The organism is Butyrivibrio sp. WCD3002, assembly GCF_000424265.1.
Taxonomy (GTDB): Bacteria; Bacillota; Clostridia; order Lachnospirales; family Lachnospiraceae; genus Butyrivibrio.
The window spans coordinates 121,173-135,585 of the sequence record NZ_AUJO01000008.1 but is presented as its reverse complement, the minus strand read 5'-3'; the positions used below and the strand labels follow the sequence as shown (position 1 = coordinate 135,585).

Here is a 14,413-nt window from a genome sequence, read left to right as displayed (position 1 = left end):
ATAACTTTACTTGCATTGGAGACTTGTATGAAAAACAGTAGTTTAGAAGGGCTGGACAGGATTCCGGAGGACCACAGATACGACAGATTTGACGATGGTCAGGTGCTTTATGGCAAAAAGCAGGGAAGGCTGCCTGCCATGGGCTGGAACAGCTGGAATGCCTTCGGAAGCGGAAACACGGAAGCGCTGACTAAGGCCATGGCTGATAAGATTAAAGAGCTTTCTTTAGATGAGCTTGGCTATAAGTACCTTGTGCTTGATGATGGCTGCTATAAGGATGAGAGAATAGACGGAAGGCTATCAAACAATGAGGAGAAATTCCCGGGAGGCTTTAAGGCCCTTGCGGATTATATTCATGGTAAAGGCCTTAAGTTTGGTATGTACAATGACATAGGAACCAATCTCTGTGCGGGAGCTGCTGTTGGCACCTGCGGTCATGAGAAGGAAGATGCAGAAGCCTATGTCAGCTGGGATGTGGATTTTCTTAAGGTTGATAACTGCTATTACTTGTGGGATAATGCTACATTTTCAAAAGAGGAAAATGCAAAATATGTTTATGCACCTGCTGTTACAAAGGTGACGCTACAGGGCGAGAGCTTTGAAGCAGGTATAGATCTTGCTACTGCCGGAAGCGGAATTAAGACAGAGAAGATCGGGGATGAAACATTTTTCACCTTTATCGGTACCTTTGATGGTACTGGCCCTGCGCAGACGCCTGTCGGCCCTGAGAGCGGTGAGCTTTTCTTTGATGTGGATGTGCCTGAAGCTGGTGAATATGAGCTAACTGTTCGCCATATAAATGGCAAGAAAATCGGTATGGGTTCCTGGCTTCAGATCGCAGAAGGAGAGGGAGCGGGCAGCAGGATTCTCTTTGATGATTTTTTAGGTGATACAGATTCTGATAAGGTTCAGGAGACTACAGTTAAGGTTAGCCTTACTAGGGGCAAAAGCAGGATCAGGCTTATGAACCACAGAAGGCAGGAGAATACTCTTTATTCCTATGCAAGGCTTAAGGAAGGCCTTTTAGAAGCTGCTCCTGACAACGAGATTATCTATTCTCTTTGCGAATGGGGAAAGACACAGCCTCAAAATTGGGCAAAGAAGGTTGGAGATTCCTGGAGAATTCTTAACGACATTACCTTTAATGTGGGAAGTGACGGGAATCCCGGCAAGGCAGCCTGGACCAGTGATTACACAACAGGAGTCACAAGCCAGTATAACAAGTGCGTTGTCATGGATGAATTTGCAGGGCTCGATAAGGGATGGAATGATCCTGATATGATGGTCATCGGTATGGATGGCCTTAATGATGCTCAGAACCGTACACACATGGTTATGTGGTGCATGATGAATTCGCCTCTTATGCTTGGGCTGGACCTTCGCAGGGTGAATAAGGGAGATGGGCTCTATAACATAATTGCCAATAAGAAGCTCATAGAACTTAATCAGGACAGTCTTGGAGTTCAGGCAAAGAGAGTGTACTGCAGTCTCTTAAAAGAAGCTGCCGATAAGGAATATGTTACAAACAACGACAGAGTTGATATTCTTGCAAAGCCTTTGAGCGATGGAAGTGTTGCGCTTTCATTTATTAACTTAAGTGATGAGGCAAAGGAAGATTCCTATAGTGTTACAAAGGAAGAAATATTAAAAGCCCTTAAGGATAAGCTGTATGGGGATAGCTTTGAAAAGTCGGGCAATTACGAAATTGAGGATCTCTGGACAGGGGAAGTCCGGGATCTTGATGGTGAGGTATTTAAGGTAGATAGGTTAGAAGCTTTTGATAATGTGACAATAAGGGTGATTCCTAAAGCATAATCGCCGGGGGGTATTTTAAGGTGAATGAAGGGGTAAAAACAATTTTCAGAAGGGATAAAGAGATTACAAAAAAGCAGGCGGCAAAGATTGCTCACGAATATGTGACCGGTGTTCTGGATGAGAACGATATTGAGGATATTCTTGGGGCTGCTATTTTGAAGGATCTCTATGACTGTAATACCTGTGCATATCATGTTGCGCAGATGTTTCTTAAGGGAATTATTCCGCCTGATTCAGACAGGGAATTTGGTATGGACAGGGTTCTCAGCGAGGAAGAGCTTGAAGAGATTGAGAACAGGATTTTCAATGTGAGGCTAAGACGGATTCCAAAGACCCTTGAGGATGTGAGACTTGCAGTTGATCTTCCAAGGAAGCTTACAAAGGAACAGACAAAGGGCTTTCTTAGTGATGGCAGAATCATTGATGTTCGCGGAACGGAACAGTTCGAGGTTCAGCATATTGAAGGCGCGGAAAATATTCCGCTGTCTAAGATAATAATAAATCCGTTTATAATTGGCGGAGATAAGTACCAGAAAATTCTTTTTGTCTGCAAGACAGGGATGAAGTCCACCATGGCTGCGGAATACGCAAGAATCGCAGGTTATAAAAAGGTCTACGTATCTAATATTTAATACATTTTTTAGAATATATCAGATAAAATAATACTAGAGTTAACTTTTGTATTAGAAAGGAGATATCAAATGAGCAGATTATCAGAAGTTACAGCACTTTATCAAAAGCGAACACGTGAGGTTGAAGAGAAGCTCGCTAATGCTCCGGACAACCCTAGACTAGAAGCATTTATGCAGATAATGGTGGGAACTCTTAATGATATCTCACAGACTCTTGCTATTATTGCAGATGAAAATGCTAAAAAATAATTATTCGTTGTGAATAATCACATCAAGAGTAGGTCCCTGGCTGATTTCGGTCAGGGATTTTTCTGTTTCAACAGGCAAAAAGCCTGTGTCTGTATGGGTTACATCCTTCCAGAATACCGGGGTTCCGTCGCCTGCAAGGAAGGCTTTGCAATATTCTTCGATGCTGTTTATCTTGTAGGGGAAGCTCATTCCGCCCATATCATCCATAGGGAAATGAATATCAGAGCCGGAGGCCATTCTAAAGTTATTTTTAACTGCATAGTCGTAGGCAAGAGCATTCATATAATCATCATTACCTGCGTTAAATACCTCTGCGCCGTCACCGATTGTAGGAGAGAGGTGTATTGCAGACAAGTAGCCGCGCTCTCTGTAAGGGTGAGCCTGCAGCATGATTCCGCCTGATGCATGTACAAGATCATAGAGCTCTCTTCGTGATATTTCCATAATTTCAGGATGATCCTCGAGCCATTTTTTATCTACGCCATAGATCATGAATTCATCGCCCTGAAAATTGAATTCAATACCGAACATAACGGTGAAGTCGTGACCCTTAGCAGCTTCCAAAGCATGCTCATAGCCGCTGCAGTAAATTGCTATACGTTCCTTCCAGGGAAGATCCTTGGGAACACAGCTGTTTCCTGTAAAGAAGTGATCGGTGACAATTATTCCGCTGTAGCCAAGACCCATCATATGATCTATATAATCCTTGGCGGGAGTTCTTGAGCAGGCACTGGCTTCAATGGTATGTAAATGAGTTTCGTAAATATATTTCATTTTTTCCTCTTATTTTTATGAAAATGCTGTTATAATTTATAAGGTTATTAACCAATAATAACACGACTTTATTTATTTGTATCAGAATAAATAAGTCCGGGGGGATATGATTTAAAAAGTTCTACAAGGTAGTAAAGGGGAGAGGCAATGGTTAAGTGTGAAAATTGTGGCGCTGCCACGCGTGAAGGGCAGAAGTTCTGCTCAAGCTGCGGCGCTCCGCTGGCTGCAAAGGCAGTAGGGGAGACGCCTGTAATGATGGCGTATGCTGAGCCTGCAGATCGGAATGTTATTCAGGGGTTCACTCCGCTTCAGGAGAAGTTTGAAGTAGGAACCAATTCAAATGGTTCTGTTAAGGAGCTTGAAAAGCTTCTCATTGCAGCAAACGGCGGCGACTATGTTACGTATCTTAATAAGGGAAGCTGGTCCAACTGGAATGTTTTTGCTAAAGCAGGTTGGGGACTTCTTTGGGTTCTCTTTTTTCCAATTATGACAATATATTATCTTTCCACTTCATATAAGATGGGAAAGGGAAAACTTAAGGCTGATGAGCTTAGGCGTGCAAATATAGTTGAGAACTATGTTTTTGCAAATGATCAGAATACTACTCTGGAGGCTCTTTATTTTATAAAGGGGCAGATCGATCAGCTTGAGAATATCAGTAAGAATTCCTACATGGCATTCTGGGTAAATCTCTGGAGAAATAAAGCCATGCAGCTTTATCAGAGGTCTGTTACAAATCACGGAGTAAATCCTGCGATCAAGGATATCTATGATGAAATAGATAATCAGACCCAGTACCTGCTGGATTCTTCCAAAAAGAAATACTGGGTGAAGTTTGTACTTCTTGTTGCGGCATCACTTCTTATAACCACCGGATCTGTAGCCTATAAGAAGTATACAGACTATAAGACTCAGCAGTATTACAAGACTATTCTGTATTCTGAAGATGATGAAGAGCTTTCAATGGATGCTGTAAATGAGACCAATACCGTTGTGCCTTCTGAGTTCAGCATGAGAAATATAGTCGGTAATTGCTTTGATATTTCCGATAAGAATATTGAGATGAAGCTCCTCAAAGAGGATAATCTCGTACAGCTTGATTTTGAGCTTGTCTGCAAGAAGGATTTCAGACCTGAGCTTGAGGCACTCATTAAGGAAAAGGGTGTAACAGGAACCATAGATGATTATTATTACGGCAATTTTGTATTCAACGGAAATATGAGAGCTAATATTTCCAACTACGGCGGAATGGGTTCAGCTGCAGGTGCAAGTGCTCTTGAGAAAATGCTGGCAGCAAAAGAGGGCGATGTTATTCCTATCAGACTTTACTGCGAGTACAGTACCTATTCAAAATATTCCATCGAAGAGGTGGCCAGCTTCATGAGAACAGATACACTTATGATGAATATGGAGCTCACATTCTTTGAAGGTGAAGAATTTATAGATATTAAATAATTATATTTAGGAGGAGAAAAATGGGAGAAAAGAGACAGGCTATTACGGATGCGCGTTCCCTGGGAATGCCGAAAATGATGATTTTGGGGTTACAGCACATGTTTGCAATGTTTGGAGCAACGATTCTTGTACCAATACTTGTAAACAATTACTTTGGAGGTCAGGGCCTCTCAGTACAGGTTACATTGTTTTTTGCAGGAGTAGGAACACTGCTGTTCCATCTGTTTGCTAAGTTTAAGGTACCGGCTTTCCTTGGTTCATCCTTTGCATTCCTTGGCGGCTTTGCAACAGTTGCTGAGCTTAAGTCAGGAAAATTCGCTGACATGACATACGCTGAAAAGCTTCCTTACGCATGCGGCGGTATCGTAGTAGCAGGACTTTTATATCTGGTACTTGCAGTATTTATCAGAATCGTTGGTGTTAAGAAGGTAATGAGATTCCTTCCCCCTGTAGTAACAGGACCGATCATCATCTGTATCGGACTTTCTCTTGCACCTTCAGCTGTAAGCAATGCTTCTGCTAACTGGTTCCTTGCTATAGTTGCTCTTCTTGTGGTAGTTTTCTTCAATATCTGGGGAAAGGGTATGTTTAAGATCATACCTATACTGATGGGCGTAGTAATTTCTTATGTTGTTGCAGTTGTTATGCAGCTGGCAGGCTTCACCAATGCAGATGGCAGTGCTATCCTTAATTTCCAGCCTATTGCAGAGGCAAGCTGGGTAGGACTTCCTCCTTTCCTCATTGCTAAATTCGATATAACAGCTATTCTTGTAATGGCTCCCATCGCTATCGCAACAATGATGGAGCATGTAGGTGACATTTCAGCAATCTCCGCTACAACAGGCAATAACTTCATCGAAGATCCCGGTCTTCACAGAACTCTCTTTGGTGATGGTCTTGCAACAGCTGTAGCAGGTCTTTTCGGTGGCCCTGCCAATACAACCTATGGAGAGAACACAGGCGTACTTGAGCTGTCAAAGGTATATGATCCTTCGGTAGTTCGCCTTGCAGCTGTATATGCTATCGTAGTAAGCTTCATTCCCAAGATTGCAGATATCATCGGAACAATGCCTACAGCAATCATCGGTGGTATAAGCTTTGTATTATACGGAATGATCTCAGCTATCGGTGTAAGAAACGTAGTTGAAAACAAGGTTGATTTCACAAAGTCACGTAATCTTATCGTTGCTGCTGTAATCCTTGTTTCAGGACTTGGCTTCTCAAACGGCATCACATTCATGGTTGGTAACACTTCCATTACACTTACATCACTTGCTATAGCAGCTATCCTTGGAATCCTGTTCAATGCAGTACTTCCCGGAAATGATTACAACTTTGGCGTTAACCATCAGGGTGATATCAACAGAGGTGTAAGCTTCAACAATAAGATCGAAGACGAGAAATAATTCTTCGGAAAAAGAAAAATAAGAAACAATAAGAAAAGGGACATTGCTTTGGATGATATTCATCACTGCGATGTCCCTTATTTTGATCGGATAATTTATTTTTCTGCCTCGGATAATTTAAAGGCTTGCTCTCTGTATTCCTTGGGAGTAAAGCCTGTTTTTTTCTTGAAGACAAGATTGAAATAACTCTGTGAGCTGAAATTCAGGGAGTTACTTATCTCAAGGTAGGACAAGCTCGAACTTGTAAGCAGATGCTTGGCTTCGTTAACTCTGATATCCTGCATAAAGTCTGTAATAGATGAACCTGTTTCCTTGTTGAAAAGAGCGGACAGATATTTTGCGGATATATGAAGCTCCTTTGCCAGCTCCTCAAGAGATATCTTGTCGGGGAGCCTTTCTATGATACGCTGTATACATTTGTTGGTCATAGGTGAGTAGTTGCTGCTTGTATAATGATGGATATCGTGGGTGCCTTTTGCGAAATCTATGGCAGCCTTCTGCAAAATGTCTACCATTTTCTCATAGGTCTTTACATTTTTAAGCATATCAATATATTTCTGGAATCTTGAATGGCTTACCCTGCTGTCGTTGCCGCTTTCAGTCGAAGCCATTTTTGCAATTGTCAAAAGCTCTACACATCTTACCGCGCATTCTGTCGGAGAAGATTTATTGGTAAAAAGTGTGCACATAGCATTCTCGTCTTTGAAAAAGCCATAGAGCTGATAGGTGCTTCCGTTGATTATGTAGAAACGGAACAGGTCTTCAAGCCTGCAGATTTCGTTGTACTCAGACAAATCATCTCTGTCATAGCTCTGCTCAGTGGGAATATTTACAATAACGTTATTTACAGGCTCCTCAGAGGATCCTTCTGATACAGGGAATGATGGAGCTGTGGTCTCATAAACCTCTTCCATTATAGTCGTGATGGAAAGTTTAAAATCTTCTTCACTTATCACAGGTATGGAATGTGAGAGGACTCTCTTTTGCTCAGCGAACAAATTCTGATTAAAAGAAAGCTCTTTCCATATATTCTCAGTGGGTTTGATCTTGAGCACGGGACCAACAATAACAGTATTTGATTGGTGTTTTCCTACATCAAAAGAAAACAGGAAATACATTTCGTGTGGATTATCGAAGTTGAGATAATAGCCCTCGATGGAGTGAGCAAGTCTGAAGGAACGAACCTGTGACTGAACAGACTCCAAAATGTTCAGAATAGCAGACGTCGTAAAGTTGGTATAAATGATCTCATAGTTCTGACCAAATACCCAAACCGGAATCTTCTTATCTTTATAAAAATTATCTAAACGATATCTTAGAATTTGAATGTTTGTCTGCATATCTGACCCCTCTTACGATTTTGATATATTAATCGTTTTCGAAAGCAAACTTAATCGATTTAGACACATCAAATTAATATTAACGACACAAAAAGTTTACAATAATTTGCAATTAATTGCAATTTGTTATTAAAAATTGCCATAGGTAAAATGCGGCTTTAGGGGTTATTTAACAAATGAAACCGATTTCAAAAAGTAAAATTATACAAAATGCACAAATGAGGATATTTTTTTATAGATGTGGAATTATTGATATAAAAGATTATTAACAAAATATTAAAATTCTATCAACTAAGGTGAGTCTATGACTCGAAAAAATTAAAAAAAGGGAGGTAAGTTATGAAGAAAAACTTACAGAAGGTTATGTCACTTCTGTGTGTATCCGCTCTTACAATGTCCATGATAGCTGGATGTGGCGGATCAACAAGCGACACAACTACAACTGAGGCTCCTGCAGCAACAGAGGAAGCTTCAACAGAGGCACCTGCTGAAGAGACAGCAGAAGAGACAACTGAAGAAGCAACAGAAGAAGCAGCTGAGGAGACAACAGAAGAGGCAACTGAGGAAGAGGCTACAGAAGACACAGCTTCATCAGATGCTGATGCAACACCCAGAAACGAGACTCTGTACGAAGCAGGTCAGCAGTGGGGCACAATCAATGACTGGAACCCTATGTCTGCAAACTCAAACAACGGTCTTGCATTGTCTGCCAACGAGCAGGCTCGTGAACTTGTTTACGAGACACTGTTCATGTTCAACTCACTTGATGGTAAGCTTTATCCTCTGCTTGGTTCAGAGTACAGCTGGAATGATGACCAGACCGAGCTTACTGTTACACTTAACCCCGATGCTAAGTGGAGCGATGGAACTCAGTTCACAGCTGAGGACGTAGCTTACACATTCGATACACATGTTAAGTATCAGTCATCTACAGGTGCTGATTTCTCAACATATATCGATTCTATCGAAGCAGTTGATGACACTACAGTTGTTATCAAGGCTAAGACAGATGACAACTTCAATCCTCTTAAGGTTAGCTCTTTCCTTAACAGCGTATACATGATGCAGAAAGCTTATCTGCAGACTGTAGAAGAGAGAAACGGTGAAGATGCTGATGCTGTTAAGCAGGATACAATGGAAGATCTTGTACACACAGGCCCTTATGGTCCGTACCTTTCTAACGATCAGAAGGCAGTTATCATCAGAGACGACAACTACTGGGGACAGGCTGATTCAATGTGGGGCAAGCTTCCTGTTCCGAAGTACATCGCTCATACAATTTATAAGGACAACGCTGCTGGACAGGTTGCTCTTTCACAGGGCGAAGTTGACGTATGTCAGCAGTTCATCACAGACGTTCAGAACCTCTGGCTCGAAGATGGACTTCCGATTTCTACATGGCTTGACGATGCTCCTTATGGCGCTTGCGAAGCTATCCCTTCAATGTTCTTCAACACAGAGAGACCTGGTCTTGACAAGAAGGAAGTTCGTCGTGCTATAGCAATGGCAGTTGACTATGAGCAGATCATCGCATCAGCTATGTCTGGTCAGTCACCTACTTTCGCTGAGTATCCCAGATCAGTTGTAGGTCCTACAGATGGTGAGAGAAAGTACGTTGACTTTGATGCTATCGCAGACCTTCAGTGGGATAACGCAGATGTTGACGGCGCTAACAAGCTCCTTGACGATGCTGGCATCGTTGATACAGATGGCGACGGAATCCGTGAAGTTGATGGAACAAACCTTTCCTTCAAGGCTGAGTGTCCTACAGGTTGGTCAGACTGGAACGCATCTATGGAGATCGTTGCAGCAGCTGGTCAGAATATCGGTATCGACATCCAGACATACTTCCCTGAAGCATCTTCTTACTACGACGATATGACAACATGTAACTTCGATATCTGCATGTGGTCAGCTCCCGGCGCAGGTATGATGAACCCTTATTCAAAGGGTATGTTCTACTTCTCAGAAGAGTATGCTAAGCTTCCTTCTAACTGGAGTGGTAACTTTGGTCACTACATGAACGACGATGCAGAGAAGATCCTTAAGGCTATCCCTACAGAGACCGACGAAGCTAAGCTTAAAGAGTACTACACAGAGCTTTCCAAGATCCTTCTTGATGAGTGCCCTGCAGTAGCTCTTATGTATCGTCCTTCACTGTTCTACGCTGTAAACGAGTCAGTATGGACCAACTATCCTGCAGCTGATGACGGAAGAAACATTCCTCCGACAGACTGCACAGACGGTTATGGTATTGCAGCACTTTACGATCTTGAGCTCGTTGAGTGATAAAAACTGAAAAAGTAATTAGTTAAATCAGGGCTGCCGTTAGGGCAAAAACTCTTACGGCAGCCCTAATTATCAGAAAAATCAGTCAAAAATCGGTAAAAATGGTAAAAAATAACCGGCGTATGATAGCAGAAGGGAGGTTTTTCAATTGAAAGGGTATAAAAAATACTACGGTCAGAAACTTTTCTGGTATTTTCTGACACTCATCTTTGCCGTAATCCTCAACTTTATTCTGCCGCGCCTGATGCCCGGAAATCCTGTTTCCGCTCTCGCATCAAAGGCAGTAAGTGGTATGACGGATTCCACGGCTATCCAGAAAGTAATTAATGATTATGCAACAAGGTTCGGCATAAATGAGCCCATGTACAAGCAGTTCTTCATGTGGCTCGGCAACGCATTAAGGGGTGACTTCGGCGTATCATTCAGCCAGTATCCCAGACCTGTTTCAGACATAATTGCAAAAGCAGTATGGTGGACTGTATGTCTGCAGCTCCCTGCAATTATCGTAGGATGGATCCTCGGAAATATTCTTGGTGCTATTGCCGCTTATATCAAGGGCGTATTCGATAAGGCTATTCTTCCTATTTTCCTTTTCATCGGTAACGTTCCTGCATTCGGTATGGCAACAGTTCTTCTTTTCCTGTTTGCGATTAAGTTAAGGATTGCACCTTCTTCAGGTGGATATGGATATGATCTTATTCCTTCAGCAAGCTGGACATTCATTAAATCGATTATTTCGCACTATCAGCTGCCTTTCTGGTCAATCGTGCTTATCACAATCGGTGGTCAGGCAATCGGTATGCGTTCAATGTCAATATATGAGTTAAATGCAGACTATGTAAAATATTCAAGATTCCTTGGTATCAAGGACAGAAAGATCGTTGGATATGTGTTCAGAAACGCTATGCTTCCTCAGATCACAGGTCTTGCTCTTTCACTTGGTACAATGATGGGTGGTGCTCTCGTAGCAGAGATGGTATTCTCCTATCCAGGACTTGGTATGACACTTCTTACAGCTGTAAACGGTCAGGATTATCCTCTGCTGTCAGCTTGTACACTTATTATTACAATCATGGTACTTGTAGCTAACCTTGCGGTCGAGCTCCTCTATGGTGTTATCGATCCTCGAGTTAAGGCTAATCAGATGGATTAAGAAAGGGGGATTTAAATGAAAAACACATTAAAGCAAGTTTTCCATTCAGGTAAATTCCTCTTTGGATTTTGCATATTTGTAGTTATTATCGCAACATGTATTATCTATCCTATTTTTGTAACAGCTGATCCTCTTCAGATGATCGGTCAGGGTAACTTCTTTAAGCCCGGAACCTATGTATCTATAGAAGAGTCAACACTCAGTAAGAGCTATACACTTCAGCTTCCCAAAGAGTTTTCCAAGCTTGAAGCTGTACTTGATATAGACACAAGATCTGAAATCCAGCAGTTCCTCATTAAGCAGGCAGGCATTGCTGAATCAGAAATCGATGTTACTGATGCAGAGGCTCTTGTAGAACAGTGGAAAGCAAACTACGATCCTGATACAAAGTATAAGGGACTTACAACAGCTAAGAGAAAAGCTCTTAAGAGACTTAACAACGAGATCAATGCAGCGCTCAAGGATTCAGGCGTTATCATCGCTGAAAAAGATGAAGAAGGCGCACTTGCTCAGAGCAAGGTTATTAAGGATACAGACTATGTAAATATCAATGATGTAACTAAAAAGACATTTATTCTCGGAACAGATAACTTTGGTCGTGACGTTTTGACAGAGCTTATAGCAGCTACAAAGTCTTCACTTAAGATCGGTCTTCTTGCAGGAACTATTGCAACAGCTATAGGACTTATCCTTGGACTTCTTGCAGGTTACATGGGTGGTCTTGCCGATAACATCATTATTTTCATTACAAACCTGTTTACAGTTATTCCTTCATTCGTAATCCTTATTCTTATTTCCTACTCAGTAGGTGATAACGCAAGAGGTATTGCGATGGTAGGTATCATCATCGGAGTTACATCATGGCCCTGGACTACACGTTCCGTTCGTTCACAGGTTATATCTCTTAGAAACAGAGATCACGTTAACTTAAGTAAGCTGTCAGGACACAGTATGTTCCGTATCATTTTCACGGACATCCTTCCTTACATCGCTTCTTATGTAGTAATGGCTTTTATTCTCCAGATTTCTTCAGGAATCCTTGCAGAGGCACAGCTTTCAATGATCGGACTTGGACCTGCAACTACAAAAACCGCAACACTGGGACTTATGATGCAGTGGGCTATGACCTACTCAGCACACCTTAATGGTTCATGGTGGGCATACTTCCCGGTAGTAATCCTGATCGCACTTATTTCATTCTCACTGAACCTTATGAATACAGGTTTGGATCAGGTATTCAACCCGCAGCTTCGTGACTGATGTTAAGACGTAACTATGGAAATGTGATCAGCAAAATGCTGACACTAAGAACAGTAAAGGAAAAGGTTAAGTATGGGAAAAGTAATGCTTGAGGTTAAGGACCTCAAAACAAAATATGTAACCAGATTCCATGAGGACGTGTATGCGGTTGATGGTGTTTCCCTGAAAGTAGAAGAAGGAAAATCACTGGGTATTGCCGGAGAATCCGGATGTGGTAAGTCAACACTCGCACTTTCCCTTATGGGTTACTATTTCGCTCCGCTTCATTATATAAGCGGTGACATTATAGTAGATGGTCAGACAATTTCAAATATGAAGCCCGACGATGTACGCCGTAGAATTCTCGGTAACGAGATAGCATACATCCCTCAGGCAGCTATGAATGCTCTGAACCCTACACAGAAGATCATCCGTTTCATAGAGGACGTTATCCATGCTCATGGAATTAAGATGACAAAGAAAGAAATTTATGACATGGCAAGAGAGCGTTTCGCTGAGCTTGGACTTCCCGAAGAGGTTCTTGAGAAGCACGCTGTTGAGCTTTCAGGTGGTATGAAACAGCGTACCGTAATCGCTATTTCTACTATCCTTTCACCTAAGGTACTTATTGCGGACGAGCCTTCATCAGCTCTTGACGTTACATCTCAGAAGATGGTTATCCGTATGATGAGACAGCTCATGGAAAAGGGTTACATCAAGTCCATGATCTTCATCACGCATGAGCTTCCGCTTCTGTATAACGTTACTGATGATATCGCAGTAATGTACGCAGGACAGTTCGTAGAAGTCGGAACTGCAAAAGAAATGGTATTCGATCCGGTTCATCCTTATGCTAAGGGTCTTATGGGATCCATCATCGTTCCTGAGGAAGGAATGAAGGCACACGAGCTCACCGCTCTTCGCGGCACACCTCCGAACCTGAAGAACCCGCCTAAGGGATGCAGATTTGCACCCAGATGTCCTTATGCAGTACCCACATGTACAGCAATGGCACCGGATGAGAAGGAATTTGAGAATGGCAGATGTTATCGCTGCCTGATGTCAGTAAGAAAACTTAGGGAGGTATATGCAAATGGCAACGAATCAAAACCAGAGCCCGAAACAGAATTCGACTGAATCCAAGCCTTGCCTCTCAGGTAGAGGACTTACCAAGGTTTTCGGCGTTGGTAAGGTACAGACGGTGGCAGTTGATCATGTTGACTTTGATTTCAACGAAGGTGAGATTATTTCAATAGTTGGTGAGTCAGGAAGTGGTAAGACAACTCTTTCCAAGATGCTTCTCGGACTTATCAGCACAACAGAAGGAACAATTGAGTATCAGGGCAAGCCCCGTGATATCAGCACAAATGCAAAGAAGAAGGAATATTGGAAGAACATTCAGCCTATATTCCAGGATCCTTTCTCTTCATATAATATCTTCTATAAGATAGATGCAGTTCTTGATGACTGTCTCAACATGAGAGGCTTCAAGAATCTTCCTGAAGAGCAGAAGGTCCAGATGAAGACAGAGGCCTGCAGCTTCGTTAACCTGAAGTATGCAGAGCTTACCAATAAGTATCCTTTCGAGCTGTCAGGTGGTCAGATGCAGCGTCTTATGATCGCTCGTATCTTCCTTCTTAAGCCGAAGATTCTTATGGCAGATGAGCCTACGTCAATGATCGATGCGTGCTCAAGAGCAACAATCCTCGATATGCTTCTTAAGCTTCGCGATGAGATCAACATGACAATCATCTTCATCACACACGATATCGGTCTTGCTTATTACATTTCCGATAAGGTTTACATCATGGAGCATGGTAAGTTCGTAGAGTCAGGTTCAGCAGAGGACGTTATCATCAATCCTCAGGCTGACTACACAAAGAGACTTATCAGCGACGTTCCCAAGATCTATGAAAAATGGGATCTTGATACTGTTGCTAATTAAACGCTTCTGTGTGAAAATTAATGCCGGGTGGATGCAATTTTGCAGCTACCCGGCTTTTGTAAAGAGCGAAAATTATGAAAATTATCTATGATTGGAATTTCTAGTGAGGTACTGAC

Annotated in this window: 12 protein-coding genes; 10 read left to right on the top strand and 2 right to left on the bottom strand. The window is 42.1% G+C overall.

Annotated features, from left to right (window positions below; genetic code table 11):
- Nucleotides 1-27 precede the first annotated feature (27 nt).
- The 3 genes from G608_RS20905 to G608_RS0110770 all read left to right on the top strand — a co-directional run bounded on the left by G608_RS20905 (nucleotide 28) and on the right by G608_RS0110770 (nucleotide 2,696).
- Nucleotides 28-1,815 (top strand): alpha-galactosidase, encoded by a 1,788-nt coding sequence (locus tag G608_RS20905; RefSeq protein WP_035795338.1) that lies wholly within the window; start codon nucleotides 28-30, stop codon nucleotides 1,813-1,815.
- A 20-nt stretch (nucleotides 1,816-1,835) separates the two neighbouring features.
- Entirely contained in the window at nucleotides 1,836-2,447 is a 612-nt protein-coding gene (locus G608_RS22490; protein WP_051209187.1) for a rhodanese-like domain-containing protein, read from the top strand.
- Between the two features lie 69 nt (nucleotides 2,448-2,516).
- The gene (locus G608_RS0110770) at nucleotides 2,517-2,696 is read left to right on the top strand and encodes a hypothetical protein (RefSeq protein WP_026496026.1); all 180 of its coding nucleotides are present in this window, start codon (nucleotides 2,517-2,519) and stop codon (nucleotides 2,694-2,696) included.
- Here the strand turns inward: G608_RS0110770 and G608_RS20895 are convergent, their stop codons facing one another.
- Complete coding sequence (locus tag G608_RS20895; RefSeq protein WP_051209185.1) at nucleotides 2,697-3,470, bottom strand: PHP domain-containing protein; 774 nt, start codon at nucleotides 3,468-3,470, stop codon at nucleotides 2,697-2,699. It abuts the gene before it with no gap.
- 147 nt (nucleotides 3,471-3,617) lie between these two features.
- On the opposite strand from G608_RS20895, the gene G608_RS0110760 reads away from it, so the two are divergent.
- Nucleotides 3,618-4,925 carry a zinc ribbon domain-containing protein gene (locus G608_RS0110760; RefSeq protein WP_026496025.1) on the top strand — a complete coding sequence of 436 codons (1,308 nt, stop codon included), beginning with the start codon at nucleotides 3,618-3,620 and terminating at the stop codon, nucleotides 4,923-4,925.
- Nucleotides 4,926-4,945: 20 nt separating this feature from the next.
- Nucleotides 4,946-6,331, top strand: coding sequence for a uracil-xanthine permease family protein (locus G608_RS0110755; RefSeq protein ID WP_026496024.1), 1,386 nt, complete (start codon nucleotides 4,946-4,948; stop codon nucleotides 6,329-6,331).
- 95 nt (nucleotides 6,332-6,426) lie between these two features.
- On the opposite strand, the gene G608_RS22485 is transcribed toward G608_RS0110755, so the two are convergent.
- Nucleotides 6,427-7,671 (bottom strand): helix-turn-helix domain-containing protein, encoded by a 1,245-nt coding sequence (locus G608_RS22485; RefSeq protein WP_051209182.1) that lies wholly within the window; start codon nucleotides 7,669-7,671, stop codon nucleotides 6,427-6,429.
- Between the two features lie 339 nt (nucleotides 7,672-8,010).
- On the opposite strand from G608_RS22485, the gene G608_RS0110745 reads away from it, so the two are divergent.
- The 5 genes from G608_RS0110745 (at nucleotide 8,011) to G608_RS20885 (ending at nucleotide 14,297) form a co-directional block, all read left to right on the top strand.
- On the top strand, nucleotides 8,011-9,960 hold the full coding sequence (locus G608_RS0110745) for an ABC transporter substrate-binding protein (protein WP_026496023.1): 1,950 nt from the start codon (nucleotides 8,011-8,013) through the stop codon (nucleotides 9,958-9,960).
- A gap of 148 nt (nucleotides 9,961-10,108) precedes the next feature.
- Nucleotides 10,109-11,113 (top strand): ABC transporter permease, encoded by a 1,005-nt coding sequence (locus tag G608_RS0110740; protein WP_026496022.1) that lies wholly within the window; start codon nucleotides 10,109-10,111, stop codon nucleotides 11,111-11,113.
- Between the two features lie 15 nt (nucleotides 11,114-11,128).
- A complete protein-coding gene (locus tag G608_RS0110735; RefSeq protein WP_026496021.1) occupies nucleotides 11,129-12,373 on the top strand; it encodes an ABC transporter permease in 1,245 nt (414 codons plus the stop codon).
- A 72-nt stretch (nucleotides 12,374-12,445) separates the two neighbouring features.
- Nucleotides 12,446-13,489 carry an ABC transporter ATP-binding protein gene (locus G608_RS0110730; protein ID WP_026496020.1) on the top strand — a complete coding sequence of 348 codons (1,044 nt, stop codon included), beginning with the start codon at nucleotides 12,446-12,448 and terminating at the stop codon, nucleotides 13,487-13,489.
- Nucleotides 13,446-14,297: an ABC transporter ATP-binding protein gene (locus G608_RS20885; RefSeq protein ID WP_051209180.1), complete on the top strand. Its 852-nt coding sequence runs from the start codon at nucleotides 13,446-13,448 to the stop codon at nucleotides 14,295-14,297. The genes G608_RS0110730 and G608_RS20885 overlap by 44 nt, the downstream gene beginning before the upstream one ends.
- The last annotated feature ends 116 nt before the right edge of the window (nucleotides 14,298-14,413 follow it).

Bases quoted from the DNA above. Each gene is read 5' to 3' on its own strand.
- G608_RS0110770 (WP_026496026.1), top strand. From the start codon at position 2,517: ATGAGCAGATTATCAGAAGTTACAGCACTTTATCAAAAGCGAACACGT.
- G608_RS0110735 (WP_026496021.1), top strand. From the start codon at position 11,129: ATGAAAAACACATTAAAGCAAGTTTTCCATTCAGGTAAATTCCTCTTT.
- G608_RS20885 (WP_051209180.1), top strand. From the start codon at position 13,446: ATGGCAACGAATCAAAACCAGAGCCCGAAACAGAATTCGACTGAATCC.
- G608_RS0110760 (WP_026496025.1), top strand. From the start codon at position 3,618: ATGGTTAAGTGTGAAAATTGTGGCGCTGCCACGCGTGAAGGGCAGAAG.
- G608_RS0110730 (WP_026496020.1), top strand. From the start codon at position 12,446: ATGGGAAAAGTAATGCTTGAGGTTAAGGACCTCAAAACAAAATATGTA.
- G608_RS20895 (WP_051209185.1), bottom strand. From the start codon at position 3,470: ATGAAATATATTTACGAAACTCATTTACATACCATTGAAGCCAGTGCC.
- G608_RS0110745 (WP_026496023.1), top strand. From the start codon at position 8,011: ATGAAGAAAAACTTACAGAAGGTTATGTCACTTCTGTGTGTATCCGCT.
- G608_RS22485 (WP_051209182.1), bottom strand. From the start codon at position 7,671: ATGCAGACAAACATTCAAATTCTAAGATATCGTTTAGATAATTTTTAT.
- G608_RS0110755 (WP_026496024.1), top strand. From the start codon at position 4,946: ATGGGAGAAAAGAGACAGGCTATTACGGATGCGCGTTCCCTGGGAATG.
- G608_RS20905 (WP_035795338.1), top strand. From the start codon at position 28: ATGAAAAACAGTAGTTTAGAAGGGCTGGACAGGATTCCGGAGGACCAC.